Origin of the sequence: Streptomyces thermoviolaceus, assembly GCF_045209695.1 — a bacterium.
Lineage (GTDB): Bacteria > Actinomycetota > Actinomycetes > Streptomycetales > Streptomycetaceae > Streptomyces > Streptomyces thermoviolaceus.
The window spans coordinates 1265805-1279940 of the sequence record NZ_CP109280.1 but is presented as its reverse complement, the minus strand read 5'-3'; the positions used below and the strand labels follow the sequence as shown (position 1 = coordinate 1279940).

General features: G+C 73.0%; 11 protein-coding genes. 7 read left to right on the top strand and 4 right to left on the bottom strand.

Annotation, left to right across the window (positions count from 1 at the left end):
* Positions 1-136 precede the first annotated feature (136 nt).
* Complete coding sequence (locus tag OG899_RS05640) at positions 137-421, bottom strand: HPr family phosphocarrier protein (RefSeq protein WP_125498203.1); 285 nt, start codon at positions 419-421, stop codon at positions 137-139.
* Positions 422-597: 176 nt separating this feature from the next.
* Between OG899_RS05640 and OG899_RS05635 the strand changes: the two genes are divergently transcribed.
* The 4 genes from OG899_RS05635 (at position 598) to OG899_RS05620 (ending at position 6223) form a co-directional block, all read left to right on the top strand.
* Positions 598-3561 (top strand): GNAT family N-acetyltransferase, encoded by a 2964-nt coding sequence (locus tag OG899_RS05635; protein ID WP_168130819.1) that lies wholly within the window; start codon positions 598-600, stop codon positions 3559-3561.
* A 128-nt stretch (positions 3562-3689) separates the two neighbouring features.
* On the top strand, positions 3690-4286 hold the full coding sequence (locus tag OG899_RS05630) for a DUF5998 family protein (protein WP_125500731.1): 597 nt from the start codon (positions 3690-3692) through the stop codon (positions 4284-4286).
* Entirely contained in the window at positions 4286-5476 is a 1191-nt protein-coding gene (locus OG899_RS05625; RefSeq protein ID WP_168130820.1) for an alkaline phosphatase family protein, read from the top strand. Before OG899_RS05630 ends, OG899_RS05625 begins: the two co-directional genes overlap by 1 nt.
* 96 nt (positions 5477-5572) lie before the next feature.
* Positions 5573-6223 (top strand): thymidine kinase, encoded by a 651-nt coding sequence (locus OG899_RS05620; RefSeq protein WP_168130821.1) that lies wholly within the window; start codon positions 5573-5575, stop codon positions 6221-6223.
* Between the two features lie 251 nt (positions 6224-6474).
* Here the strand turns inward: OG899_RS05620 and OG899_RS05615 are convergent, their stop codons facing one another.
* Positions 6475-6675: a DUF397 domain-containing protein gene (locus tag OG899_RS05615; protein WP_168130822.1), complete on the bottom strand. Its 201-nt coding sequence runs from the start codon at positions 6673-6675 to the stop codon at positions 6475-6477.
* Positions 6672-7580 (bottom strand): helix-turn-helix transcriptional regulator, encoded by a 909-nt coding sequence (locus OG899_RS05610; protein WP_168130823.1) that lies wholly within the window; start codon positions 7578-7580, stop codon positions 6672-6674. Before OG899_RS05610 ends, OG899_RS05615 begins: the two co-directional genes overlap by 4 nt.
* 147 nt (positions 7581-7727) lie before the next feature.
* Here OG899_RS05610 and OG899_RS05605 point away from each other — a divergent pair, with 147 nt between their 5' ends.
* The 3 genes from OG899_RS05605 (at position 7728) to OG899_RS05595 (ending at position 12941) form a co-directional block, all read left to right on the top strand.
* Entirely contained in the window at positions 7728-8300 is a 573-nt protein-coding gene (locus OG899_RS05605) for an ATP-binding protein (RefSeq protein ID WP_168130824.1), read from the top strand.
* A 108-nt stretch (positions 8301-8408) separates the two neighbouring features.
* Positions 8409-11903: an ATP-binding domain-containing protein gene (locus OG899_RS05600; protein WP_168130825.1), complete on the top strand. Its 3495-nt coding sequence runs from the start codon at positions 8409-8411 to the stop codon at positions 11901-11903.
* 195 nt (positions 11904-12098) lie between these two features.
* Entirely contained in the window at positions 12099-12941 is an 843-nt protein-coding gene (locus tag OG899_RS05595; protein ID WP_125499096.1) for a sulfurtransferase, read from the top strand.
* A 157-nt stretch (positions 12942-13098) separates the two neighbouring features.
* Here the strand turns inward: OG899_RS05595 and sepH are convergent, their stop codons facing one another.
* Positions 13099-14115, bottom strand: coding sequence for a septation protein SepH (gene sepH / locus OG899_RS05590; RefSeq protein ID WP_168130826.1), 1017 nt, complete (start codon positions 14113-14115; stop codon positions 13099-13101).
* Positions 14116-14136: the final 21 nt, after the last annotated feature.

Here is a 14136-nt window from a genome sequence, read left to right as displayed (position 1 = left end):
CTGCCCTTTTCTCTCTTCTCCCGGGAATACCGGGAAATGCAGAACCGCGCCGCCCCGAAGGGGCGACGCGGCCGCTTTCCGTTCGTCCTGCGGGCGATGCGCCGAACCGCCCTGCCCGCAAACCCGTGCCGGGAATTCAGACCGTCTCGGGCAGTTCCTCGAGCCCCTCGGCCACCAGCTTCGCCAGACGGTCCAGCACGATGTCCGCACCCTCGGCGTCGGAGGCCAGGACGATCTCCTCGCCGCCCTGCGCGCCCAGGCTCAGGACGGCCAGCATGGAAGCCGCGTTCACGGGCTTTCCGTCGGCGGCCTTGGCGATCGTCACGGGGACGCCGGCGGCCGTCGCGGCCCGGACGAAGATGGAGGCGGGGCGGGCGTGGAGTCCCTCGGCCCAACCGACGTTGACGCGACGCTCAGCCATGTGATGCTGCCCTTCCGGTGTGGCGAGTTGTCTAGACCAGTGTCGCACGAAGTGCGCCCCGGTGCGGAGCGGTGTGAGCTGTTCCGCATCCGGGCCCGGTCCGGACCACGGCCTGGTCCGGTGTGTTCACAGACTGCATCGCGTCGTTGCTGTGCGCCAGCCGTACTCTGGGGCCCATGCAGACCTCCTCGGACCGGCACGAGTATCCCGCCCACTGGGAGGCGGACGTGGTGCTGCGCGACGGTGGCACCGCGCGGATCCGCCCCATCACCGAGGAGGACGCCGACCGTCTGGTCAGCTTCTACGAACAGGTCTCCGACGAGTCGAAGTACTACCGCTTCTTCGCGCCCTACCCGCGCCTGTCCGCGAAGGACGTCCACCGCTTCACCCACCACGACTTCGTCGACCGCGTGGGTCTCGCGGCCCTCATCGGCGACGAGTTCATCGCCACCGTGCGCTACGACCGCATCGGCACCCCGGGCCGCCCCGCCACGTCCCCCTCCGACGAGGCCGAGGTCGCCTTCCTCGTGCAGGACGCCCATCAGGGACGCGGCGTCGCCTCCGCCCTCCTGGAGCACATCGCCGCCGTCGCCCGCGAGCGCGGCATCCGCCGCTTCATCGCCGAGGTGCTGCCCGCCAACACCCGGATGATCAAGGTTTTCACCGACGCCGGCTACACCCAGAAGCGCAGCTTCGAGGACGGCGTCGTCCGCCTGGAGTTCGACATCGAGCCCACGGACCGCTCGCTGGCGGTCCAGCACGCCCGGGAACAGCGCGCCGAGGCCCGCTCCGTCCGCCGCCTGCTGGAACCCGGCTCCGTCGCCGTCGTCGGCGTTGGCCGCACCCCCGGAGGTGTCGGCCGCAGCATCCTCGGCCACCTGCGGGCCGCCGGGTTCCCCGGGCCCCTGTACGCCGTCAACCGGGCCTTCGGCGAGGACCGCGAGTGGATCGACGGCGTGCCCGCCCACCGCTCGGTGCGCGACATCGACGGACCCGTGGACCTCGCGGTGATCGCCGTGCCCGCCGCACAGGTCCCCGAGGTCGTCGCCGACTGCGGCGCACACGGCGTGCAGGGCCTGGTCGTGGTCTCCGCCGGATACGCCGAGAGCGGCCCCGAGGGCCGTGAACGCCAGCGCGCCCTGGTCCGGCAGGCCCGCGCCCACGGCATGCGGATCATCGGACCCAACGCCTTCGGCGTCATCAACACCGCGCCCGGCGTCCGGCTCAACGCCTCCCTCGCCCCCGAGATGCCCCGCCCCGGCCGCATCGGCCTGTTCACCCAGTCCGGCGCCATCGGCGTCGCCCTGCTGTCCCGGCTGCACCGCCGCGGCGGCGGCGTCACCGGCGTGACCGGCGTGTCCACCTTCGTCTCGGCCGGCAACCGCGCGGACGTCTCCGGCAACGACGTCCTGCAGTACTGGTACGACGACCCCGACACCGACGTCGTGCTCATGTACCTGGAGACGATGGGCAACCCGCGCAAGTTCACCCGGCTGGCCCGGCGCACCGCGGCGGTCAAGCCGCTCGTCGTCGTCCAGGGCGCCGCCCCGCAGGGCCACGCGGTCCGCACCACCCGTCTGCCGCACGCCACGGTCTCCGCACTGCTCCGGCAGGCCGGCGTGATCCGGGTCGACACCATCACCGAACTGGTCGACACCGGACTGCTGCTCGCCCGCCAGCCGCTGCCGCAGGGCCCGCGGGTGGCCATCCTCGGCAACTCCGAATCGCTCGGCGTCCTCGCCTACGACCGCTGCCTCGCCGAGGGCCTGCGGCCGAAGCACCCGCAGGACCTGACGACCGCCGCGTCCGCGGAGGACTTCCGCGCGGCCCTCACCCGAGCGCTCGCCGACGACACCACCGACGCGGTGATCGTCACCGCCATCCCCGCGGTGGGGGAGGGGGCCGCCGAGGACGCGGCCCTGGCCGAGGCCCTGCGCTCGGCCGCCGAGGAGGTCCCCGGCAAGCCGGTCCTCGTCGTCCACGTCGAGCTGGGCGGCCTCGCCGCGGCCCTCTCCGCCGCCGCCAGCACCGGCCCCGCCGCCGGCACCGTCCCCGTGGCCGACACCACCGCCCCGACCCCGCCGGAGGGCGCCCCCGCCTCCTCGCCACTGCCGCCCACCCCCGCGCCCCCTCATGTCCCCGGCCACCCCGCAGCCGCCACCGGCACACGGCCCGGCACGGACACCCACCCCCGCGCCGACGCACGCCCCGCGACGGACCCCCGCGCCACGGACGGCCACGCCACCGACACCCGCGCCGCCGGCCCACGCCCCGGCACCCGTCTGATCCCCGCCTACCCCGCCGCCGAGCGGGCCGTACGCGCCCTCGCCGAAGCCGTCCGCTACGGGCAGTGGCGCCGGGACGCCGCCGACCCCGGCAAGGTGCCGGAGTTCGAGGACATCGACGAACAGGGCGCCGCCGCCCTCGTCGAACGGCTCCTGGCCCCCGGCAAGGCCGTCACCCTCGGCACCGAGGACACCTGCGCCCTGCTCGCCCACTACGGCGTCCCCGTCCAGCGCGCCCTGCCCGCCCCCACCCCCGACGCCGCCGCCGAGGCCGCCCGCACCCTCGGCTACCCGGTCGCCCTCAAGGCCACCGCACCCCACCTGCGGCACCGCGCCGACCTCGGCGGCGTCCGCCTCGACCTCGCCGACGAGGAACAACTCCGCCGCGCCTACGCCGAGTTGACCGACCTGTTCGGACAGCCCGTGGAGGTGCGGCCGGTGGTGCAGGCCATGGTGCCCCGCGGCGTGGACACCGTCGTCCGGGCGGTGATCGACCCGGCCGCGGGCGCGGTCCTCTCCTTCGGACTCGCCGGCGCACCCTCCCAGCTGCTCGACGACATGGCCCACCGCCTGGTGCCGGTCACCGACCGCGAGGCCACCTCCATGATCCGGTCCATCCGCACCGCCCCGCTGCTGTTCGGCTGGCGCGGCTCGGCACCCGTCGACACCACGGCCCTGCAGGAGCTGCTGCTGCGCGTCTCCCGCCTGATCGACGACCACCCCGAGGTCGTCGCGCTCACCCTGGAACCGGTCGTCGTCGCCCCGCGCGGCGTGAGCGTCCTCGGCGCCGGTGTGCGCCTCGCACCCCCGCCCGCCCGCGACGACCTCGGCCCACGCACCCTCCCGCTGTACTGACCGCACCCACCGCGCACGGGCCGGCCCGCCGCACGCCCACCCGCGGTGACCCCGCTCGAGCACCGGGTGACCCCGCCTGTGCACCGTGTGTCCACAGCGGTGCTCGGCAGTCGGCGCGCCACCGTAGGATGGACGGCATGGCCAAGACCAGTACGACGACCCAGGGGCTGCGGGCGGCGATCGAGCGCAGCGGTTATTACCCGGCTCTCGTGGCCGAGGCGGTGGAGGCCGCCGTGGGCGGTGAGCCCATCCGGTCGTACCTGGTCCACCAGGAGACCACGTTCGACCAGAACGAGGTGCGCCGGCACGTCACCGTGCTCGTCCTCACCGGCACCCGCTTCATCGTCAGCCACACCGACGAGCAGGCCGCCGACAGCACCTCCCCGACCCCGTACGCCACCACCTCCACGGAGTCGGTGAAGCTCGACCGCATCTCCTCGGTCGTGGTGAGCAGGGTGGTGGCCAACCCCGAGCAGTACACCCCCGGCACGCTGCCCCGCGAGGTGGTGCTGACCATCGGCTGGGGCGCCGTCTCCCGCATCGACCTCGAACCCGCCGCCTGCGGCGACCCCAACTGCGAGGCCGACCACGGCTACACCGGCAACTCCACGGCGGACGACCTCAGTCTGCGCGTCAGCGAGGCCGGCGACGGCCCGGAGACGGTGCGTGACGCCCTGGCCTTCGCCCAGGCGATCTCCGAGGCCACCGCGGACCTGACCCGCTGATGACACAGCCCACCGCCTGGGAGCACCCCGAGCCCTTGGCCGTCTCCTCCGCCCCCGTCCCGGCGTACGGAACCGGCTCCCTCGCCGACCTGCTGCCCACCCTGGCCGCCGGGATGGGCGTGCCGGGCATGACGTCCGTGATCCCCGAGCTGACCCCGGCCGACCGCGTCTGCGTGTTCCTCGTCGACGGCCTCGGCTGGGAGCAGCTCCGGGCACACCCCGAGGACGCCCCCTTCCTCACCTCGCTGCTCGGCAGCTCCCGCGGCGGCACCGGCCGTCCGCTCACCGCCGGCTACCCGGCCACCACCGCCGCCTCCCTCGCCTCCGTCGGCACCGGCCTGCCGCCCGGAGCACACGGCCTGGCCGGCTACACGGTGCGCAACCCCGACACCGGTGAGCTGATGAACCAGCTGCGCTGGCACCCGTACACCGACCCGCACGCCTGGCAGCCGTACCCCACCGTCTTCCAGCTCGCCGAGCAGGCCGGGGTGCACGCCGCCCAGGTGTCCTCCCCGGCCTTCGAGACCACCCCGCTGACCCGGGTCGCCCTCAGCGGTGGAACGTTCCTCGGACGCCTCAGCGGCGAGGACCGCATCGACTGCGCGGCCGAACAGCTCGCCGCCGGCGACCGCAGCCTGGTCTACACGTACTACTCCGAACTGGACGGCGCCGGCCACCGCTACGGCGTGGACTCCGACACCTGGCGCGGCCAGCTGATGACCGTCGACCGGCTCGCCCAGCGCCTCGCCGACCAGCTGCCGCCGCGCAGCGTGCTGTACGTGACCGCCGACCACGGCATGATCGACGTCCCGTTCGACGAGCAGCACCGCATCGACTTCGACGCCGACTGGGAACTGCGCGCCGGAGTCGCCCTGCTCGGCGGCGAGGGCCGCGCCCGGCACGTGTACGCGGTGCCCGGCGCCGAGGAGGACGTCCTGACCTGCTGGCGGGAAGTGCTCGGCGAACAGTTCTGGGTCGCCTCCCGGGAGGAGGCCGTGGCCGCGGGCTGGTTCGGCCCGCACATCGACGACCGCGTGTACGCGCGCATCGGCGACGTCGTCGCCGCCGCCCGCGACGACGTGCTGATCATCGCCTCCGAACGGGAGCCGAAGGAGTCCACCATGGTGGGCAACCACGGCTCCATGACCCCGGCCGAGCAACTGGTCCCGCTGCTGGAAGTACGCTCCTGAGGGCCCACTCCGCCTGCCCGCGCGCCCGCGCGACACCCCGATCGACCTTCACCGCCCCCTGATTCCGCCGACTTCACCGAAAGGTGTCCCTGCCTCATGCCCGAGCTGGTGTTCTTCTCCGGAACGATGGATTGCGGGAAGTCCACCCTGGCCCTCCAGATCGGGCACAACCGCTCCGCCCGCGGACTGAAGGGACTCATCTTCACCCGGGACGACCGCGCGGGCGAGGGCAAACTGTCCTCCCGCCTCGGTCTGGTCACCGACGCCATAGAGGCCAGGCCGGAGATGGACCTGTACGCCTACGTGGTCGACGAACTGTCCCAGGGCGGCAAGGTCGACTACGTGATCGTCGACGAGGCCCAGTTCCTCACCGCCGAACAGATCGACCAGCTCGCCCGGGTCGTCGACGACCTGGAACTGGACGTCTACGCCTTCGGTATCACCACCGACTTCCGCACCAAGCTGTTCCCCGGCTCCCAACGGCTCATCGAACTGGCGGACCGCATCGAGACCCTCCAGGTCGAGGCCATGTGCTGGTGCGGCGCCCGCGCCACCCACAACGCCCGCACCGTGGACGGCCGCATGGTGGTCGAGGGCGAACAGGTCGTCGTCGGAGACGTCAACGACCAAGCAGCCGAGGTCGGTTACGAGGTCCTCTGCCGCCGCCACCACCGCCGCCGCATGACAGCAGCGACGGCCCGAGCGGCGGCACTGTCGCCGGATGTGCTGCCGGTGCCGCCTGCGTGAGAGCGGGTGTGGGGTGGGGCTGACTCCCTGACCGGTGTGTGGGGCTGACTACTACCCCGGACGTCCCCGCTTGCGCGGGGAGCAGAGGGCGCGATCTGCGAATTCACAGAGCAGGAGCCGTAGTTTTGCTCAGTTTCACCAATCCTGGCAAAAGGTTCAAACCGTCTGTTCCCTGTCCTGAGGCCTGATCCGGATGCGGTCCTGAAGGTCGCTTCCCAGCGCGACCGGCAGGTGGTTGCGGCGTAAACGTGTCAGACGTGCTGTTGCGAAGCCAGCCCGATGAACCCTGCCCAGGCCTCACGCGAGACTGTGAGGATGGGACCGCTCACCGCCTTGGAGTCGCGGATGTGCACGGCCGCCGAAGTGGCTGCGACTTCTACGCACTGGCCACCTTCAGCTCCGCTGTGACTGCTCTTGAGCCAGGTGACGGCCAAGGATTCAGCCTTCGTCATAGTGATTTCAACAACCCTTCGATGACGGCCAACGACTCTTGTGGGGAGAGAGCCTGTGATCGGATCACCCCATAGCGGGAGGAGGCGACGGCGGCGCGTGCGGGGTCGATCTCAAGAGAGCTAGTTCCCTGAGCCTCTGCGTAGACGAAGCGTTTGCCATCCTGTCGAACCACGATGGTGAACGGCCCGTCCACTCCTGCACTCTCCGCGCTGTCGAGCGGCATCACTTGCAGGGTTACGGTCCGCCTCCGGCCGATGGACAGAAGGTGCTCCAGCTGACCACGGTAGACCTCCCTTCCACCGTACCTCCGACGTAGGATCGACTCGTCCATCACAAAGCTAAGCAGTGGTGCGGGCTCGCCGTCGAGGATGTCCTGCCGCGCCAGCCGTGCCGCGACGCGCTGCTCGATCGTGTCCTCGCTGAGCGGCGGACGCCGCATAGTGAGGAGAGCCCGCATGTAACTCTCGGTCTGCAGCAGGCCGTTGACCACGAGCGTGTCGTACGCCAGTAGCTCCATGGCCTCCTTCTCCAACTGCGCCATACCCTGGAAGAACACCGGATACTGCGCCCGCTCCACCTCGTCCTTCCACAGGCGCAGCAACCCGTCCGCCCCCAGCGCCTCGTCGGCCTTGTCGATCGTTCTGGGGGACGGGATCCGGCGCCCCCGTTCGAAGGCGGCGATGGTGGAGGCCGAGTACCCGAGGCGTCTGCCGAGTTCCTCGCGGTCCAGGCCGGCTCGCAGCCGGAGCATCTTCATCGTCTGGCCGAAAGCGACCACGACACCGCGCCCGGAGTCGTCGTCCGGCCGCCGTCCGTCGCCGTTCTCCCAGGCGTCCGCACGACTCACCACCGCTTCCGCGCCTGCGTCTTCGTGCTCCGGGTGCACTTCCTCGATCTCTGTCATCACCCTCACCCCTCCCTCGCCCAACGGTGTGCCGCCGGCACCGTCACGGCGCCCGGCGCCTACACACGCCGACAGTGCTGATACAGCTGCCTGCTGTCGCAGCGTCACCACTGGTGACGCTATGCGATCGACGGGACCGTGGGCGGCATGACGACACAACCCACGGATCACTGCGACACCACGCAACGCCACGCCACCAGTGCTCCGTTGCGCACCACCCACGCCTCCTCTCCGGGCTCGGTGGCTCCGGCGCACACCTTCGCCATGCGGTTCACCTCCACGCCGCGCGGTGCCCGTCTCGCGCGCCACCTCGTGGCGGTCCGTCTGGACGCCTGGGGAGTGCCGTACGGCACGGACCCGCACGAGGCGATCGTGCTGATCACGGCGGAGCTGGCCGCGAACGCGGTGCGCCACGGCCATGTGCCCGGCCGTGACTTCCGTCTTCGCCTGCACGACCTCCGTACTGCGGCGCCCGACGGCCGCACGATCCGCGTCGAGGTCACCGACACGCGCGGCGAGCGCCTGCCCCGCCCTCCCGTCGCCCCGGAGGACGCCCCCGGTGCCGAGGAGGCCGGGCGTGGGCTGCTGCTCGTCGCTCACCTCGCCGCGCGCTGGGGCTGGCACCCGCGGCCGGACGGGCCGGGCAAGACCGTGTGGGCCGAGTGCGCGTGGCCGGGCCTGCTCCCGTGCCCGCCCTGTGCTTCCAGGACGGCGCCCTGAACACCATCCCCCGTGTGTGCACGCACAGTTGACTGGGTGTGATAGTCCTGTGAAGAGTCGGGTGCGGGGTGCCCGACGCGGCCGGAGGCCGTGAGGGGAGGGGACTGCATGGGGGCGCCCGTGCGCGACGACGTCATCGCTTTCGAGCAGCGGCAGGTGGATTTCGCCTACGACTGTTACGAGGCCCGGCTGGCGCGGTTGAACGGTCGGTCCGTTGCTCAGGCGTCCGTCACCGGCAAGGACGGCATCGCCAACCGGCAACGACAGGAGGAAGAGGCCAGGGCCTACGGCGGGCTGGGGGAGGAGAGCCTGGTCATCGGCCGGGTCGATGCCGGTGCCGCGGACGGCGGAGTGGAGACGTGGTACATCGGCCGGCGACCCGTGTGGGACGACGAGCACAACCAGTTGGTCGTGAACTGGACCAGCGAGTCGGCTCGTCGGTGGTTCGACGCCACACCCGAGTCACCGGGCGAGGTGGTGCTGCGCCGGCGTCTGATCTGCTCGCAGCGCATCGTCGACGACTACGTCGACGACATAGCCCCGGCCGCCCCGGACACGTCCGTGCCTGACACGGAGGACATCGTGCCCGGCGCCGAGGACACCGTGCCGGGCACCGGTTCCGCACCACGGACAGCGCCCGCGGAGACGGCCGACCCCCGTTCCGCTCGCCGGGGACGGGAGGACGAGCCCGGTGCGGACGGCCGCCCGGTCCCCACGCCCGGGGACATCGTCGCGATCCAGCGGCGCAGACCCCGGCAGCCCGACGAACTGTTGCTGCGGGAACTGCAGCGCTCGCGCAGCGGCCGGATGCGGGACATCGTCGAGACGATCCGGCGCGACCAGATGGCCCTGGTCACCGGAGAGCCCTCCGAGATCCTCGTCGTCCAGGGAGGCCCGGGAACGGGCAAGTCCGCGGTCGGGCTGCACCGGGTGACGTGGCTGGTGAACAACCACCACGTCACGGCGCGGGACGTCCTGGTCATCGGCCCCCACCAGAGGTTCCTGCGGTACGTGGGCCAGGTGCTGCCCACGCTCGGGACCCGGGACGTCAACGCCGTCCAGCTCGACCGGCTGTGGGACGGCGAGATACACGGCACCGACGGCGCCCTCGCCCGGCGGGTGAAGTCCGACGACCGCATGGCCGCGGTGCTGCGGCGGCGTGTGGAGGGGGAGTTCCGTCCCACCGCCCTCGACGGACTCCTGGCGGCACCTTCGTTCGAAGGGGACGAGCCGGCGTTCGTCGTCACCGCCGCCGGTGCGACGCTCCGCCTTTCCCGCGTGCACCTCCTCCAAGCCCTGGAGGAGGTGCACGCGGGCGGAGGCTCCTACCGCGAACGCCGTGACCGTTTCCGCAGCCTGCTCGTCGATCTGCTGCTGCGGGAACTCGTCGCCGTCGCCCCGCGCCGCGGTCGCGACCGCACGATCCGCCGCATACTCGAGCGCAACCGCCGGGTGGAACGCCTGGTGGAGCGCATCTGGCCGTCCCCCGGTCCGGCGGAAGCCCTGCGCAGCCTGTACGACTCGCCGCAGCTGCTGCGCGCCTGCGCCGACGGCATCCTCGACGAGGCGGAACAGCGGGCTCTGCACCGGCCGAGGGCGCCCAGGGCGGATCAGGAGCCGTGGACGCTGGACGACCGGGTTCTGCTGGAGGAACTCAGGTACCTCATCACCGGGGAGACACCCCGCCGCTACGGGCACATCATCGTCGACGAGGCCCAGGACCTGACACCCATGCAGGCACGGTCGCTGCGGCGCCGTCTCGCCGCCGGCGGGTCCATGACCGTGCTCGGCGACCTGGCCCAGGCGACCGGCCCGCACGCCTACACCGACTGGGACCGTCTCGGCCGGCTGCTGGCGGGCCAGGGTGAACACCGGGTGGCCGAGTTGACCACCAGCTACCGCGTCCCGGCGGACGTCATGGAGTTCGCCGAACCGCTGGCCCGAGCGGTGGCCCCGACGTTGCCTCGCCCGCGCACGATCCCCCGCGACGCCGGATACGACGCCGTCCGCGTGATCCGGACCGAACCGGAAGCGCTCGTCCGTGAGACGGTCGCCCGGGTTCGCGAGCTGACCGGCACCACCGACGGAAGGACGCCGCGGTCCGTGGCCGTCGTCGTCCCCGACGGCTTCAGGGCCGCCGAGGAGATCACGCGTCGGCTCGCGGAGGCGGACGGCATCACCGCCGACGAGCACCGGGCCGTCACCGTGCTCGCGGCCTCGGAGGCCAAGGGCCTGGAGTTCGATCACGTCGTCGTGGTCGAACCGGCGGCCCTCGCCGGCCACGAACCCGTCGGCCTGCGCCTGCTCTACATCGCCCTGACCCGCAGCACACAGAGTCTGACGATCATGCACTCCCTTCCCCTGCCGGCGCCCCTGACCGCCGACGACGGCCGCACCGAGCCGGCCGCGTCCGACGACGGGCTGCCCGCCCCCGGTACGTGGCTGAGGGTCCGGGTGGTGGCCGAAACCGAGGACACCTACTGGGCCGAGGCCCTCGACCACACCGTCGACCGTCCGCTGCGGGTGGTCTTGCCCAAGGGCGGCGTCACTCCCGTCGTCGGCACGGAGCTGCGGGTGTGGGTGCAGCGACACCTGCCGGACGTGACGGACGTCAGTACGGGCACCTTCGGCCGCCTGCCCATCTCTGCGACCATGCACGCGCGGTACCTGGACGCACTCGGTGTGATCGCCGAACTGAGCCGTGGGGAGGTTACGGACACCACCCGGCCGAATGTCTCCGAGCTGCAGGGCATGGCCACCCGCTGTCTCAAGTGCGACCGTCCCGACTGGCTGGACGTGTGGCAGGTGCTCGGCCGCCCCAGCAGGTCGCGGTTGCAGCAGCTGAGGAACCTGGCGTCCCGGACCAACCAGGCGCTGAAATCCGGCACGTTCGATCCGCAGGTGTTCCGGGCCGAGCTGGACCGGAGCGGCTGGGCCGGTCCGCTGGACGCGGCACGGCGGACGCTGGCGGAGCGAGGCGCCACCGGCGGGGAGGACACCGAGCAGACGTCCGCGGCGCAGGACCCGGACACCCGGCCGCGGCCGGAGCACGTCGTCCCGTCACTCGCCGGGGACGGCGCACCGGTCGACGCGCCAGAGCCCGCCCGAACCACCGCACAGCAGCCCCGGCATCCGCGCCCGGAGGAGCCCGGCAGTCCGGTCGCCGTCCCCGATCCGGTCCCGCCGGCCGCCGGGCTCGCACAGCATCTCCAGGACGCCGCGGCCGCCGACCGCACCTGCAACACCCACGAGGCGGTGCGACTGGAGCTGATGGCGGCGCTGCTGCGCGCCGACCTCAAGCCCGAGTCGACCGCGATCGTGGACGTCAGCTGCGTGACGGGCACCGGTCTCGCCGTGTACGAGGTCCTCGGCGACGGCCGCACCGGCCATGCCGACCTGCGCGCCGGGGCGGCCCGGCTGCTGGAGGTCGCCCGCACTCTGCCGGAGGAGCCGCAGCGCCGGTATCTCGTGCTCTGCGCGCCGCCGGCCGAGCCCTGGTCCGCCTCCTGCGTCCGTGACGTCCTCGGTGTCGACGTCGTCTGGCGCACCCAGGACGGCGGCTGGGAGGGAGACGAGGTGACGGCCGCCCTGGGGGCCGGGTGACGGGCGCCGGGCGACGGGCCGTATCGGCCGGCTCCGTGCCCGCGCTCCTGTCCGCGACGCCGGTGCCGCAGCCGCCGTGAGCGGAGCAGCCGGGTCCGGCGGACACGCGGCGGGCCGGGCCGGACACGCGGCGGGCCGGGACATGCACCCGTCGGACCCGCCCGCGCACCACGCCCCGTGCGCCAGGATGGGACCATGAACGCCATCATCTCCGCATCCGAACTCGCCAGTGCCCTCGCGGGGCCGCATCCTCCGGTGCTGCTCGATGTGCGCTGGCAGCTCACGGCGCCGGGGCAGCCGCCCTTCGACGGGCGGGCCGCCTACGCGGCCGGACACATCCCCGGTGCCGTCTTCGTCGACCTCGACCGGGAGCTGGCCTCGGCGCCGGGCGCGAACGGCCGTCACCCGCTGCCCGATGTGGCCGAGTTCGGTGCCGCGATGCGCCGGGCGGGGGTGTCCGGATCCCGGCCGGTCGTCGCGTACGACGGCGGGCAGGGGTGGGCGGCGGCGCGTGCGTGGTGGCTGCTGCGCTGGGCCGGGCACCCCGAGGTGCGGGTGCTGGACGGTGGCCTGGAGGCCTGGGACGGGCCGCTGGAGACCGAGGTGCCCGAGCCCGCCGAGGGCGACTTCGCACCGGCGCCGGGCGCGTTGCCGCTGCTGGACGCCGACGGAGCTGCGGAGCTGGCGCGGTCGGGGCTGCTGCTCGACGCGCGGGCGGGGGAGCGGTACCGGGGTGAGGTGGAGCCGATCGACCGGGTCGGCGGGCACATCCCGGGGGCGGTCTCGGCGCCCACGACCGAGAACGTCGGCGCCGACGGCCGGTTGCTGCCCGCGGCCGACCTGCGGGAGCGCTTCCGGAAGCTGGGTGCCGGTGACGGCACACCGGTGGGGGTGTACTGCGGCTCGGGCGTGTCCGCCGCGCACGAGGTGCTGGCCCTCGCGGTGGCGGGCATCCCGGCGGCTCTGTACGCCGGCAGCTGGTCGGAGTGGTCCGCGGACCCGGCCCGTCCGGTGGCGGTGGGCCCGGACCCGCAGTAGACCCGCAGCAGCCCGGCGGTGGGCGGCACGGCCCGCACGGCCTGCGGCCGCGGGGCGGCCGGCCGCGTCGCTCCGTCGGGCGTCGGCAACCCGGCCGTGCGGTGTCGCGGCGGCCGGGGCGCTCCGCGCACCTGCTGCACCTGCCCCTGTGCTGCGGCTACTCCTTCTTCTTGCGCCGGGTGCCGAAGACGATCTCGTCCCAGCTGGGGACGGCGGCGCGGCGGCCGGGGCGGACGCCGTCGGCCTCGGCCTGGCGGTCGGTGGCGCCGATGAGCCGTTCGCGGTGTCCGCCGACCGAACGGGGCATCAGGACGTCGGCGTAGGCGGAACCGGCGGAGGCGGCCGGAGCCGGTGGTTCCTCCACGGCGTCCTTGTCGGCGGCCTCGGAGGAGTCCGCGCGGTCGGGCACCACCAGGTCGCCGCGGAAGCTCGGCACCGCCTCCAGCAGGCTGGTCAGCGAGTCGCGCTCGGCGGCCTCCTCGGGCGACTCGGCGGACGGCGGGGACAGCGTCGTACGGTCCCGGTCCCGGTCGAAGGCGCGCTCACGGGGGAGCCGGGCGATGCGCGGCACGAACGGGTAGGGCGGTTCCAGCGAGCCCAGGTCGTCGGACTCGCCGATCAGGGCCCGGGCCTCTTCGTCCACGGCCTGCACCAGGCGGCGCGGCGGGTCGTAGGTCCAGCTCGCCGAGTGCGGTTCGCCCGCGACGCGGTAGACCAGCAGCACCTCCCAGGTGCCGTCGTCGCGGCGCCAGGAGTCCCACTGGACCGTGTCGCGTTCGGCGCCGCGCATCAGCAGCCGTTCCTGGACGACGTCGCCGAGCAGCGGGCCGGAGTTCTCGCCGGGGCGGCGGACGGGGGTCTTGCGGGCGCGTTCGGCCATGAAGGCACGCTCGGCGAGGACGGGGCCCTCGAAGCGGCGTACGCGATCCACGGGGATGCCGGCCATCTGGGCGACTTCCTCCGCGGTCGCGCCTGCTCGTATCCGCGCCTGGATGTCGCGCGGACGCAGATGGCTCTCGACCTCGATCTCGATCTGGCCGAGGCGGGGACGGTCGCCGCGCACGGCGGCGCGCAGCCGTTCGTCGATCGGAAGCGTGTACTCCGTCGAGTCCGCAGCCTTCAGCACCAGTCGTGTGCCGTCATTGGAGACGGCCACGACACGCAGTTCGGGCATGGGGACCTCCCGGGTGGTGCC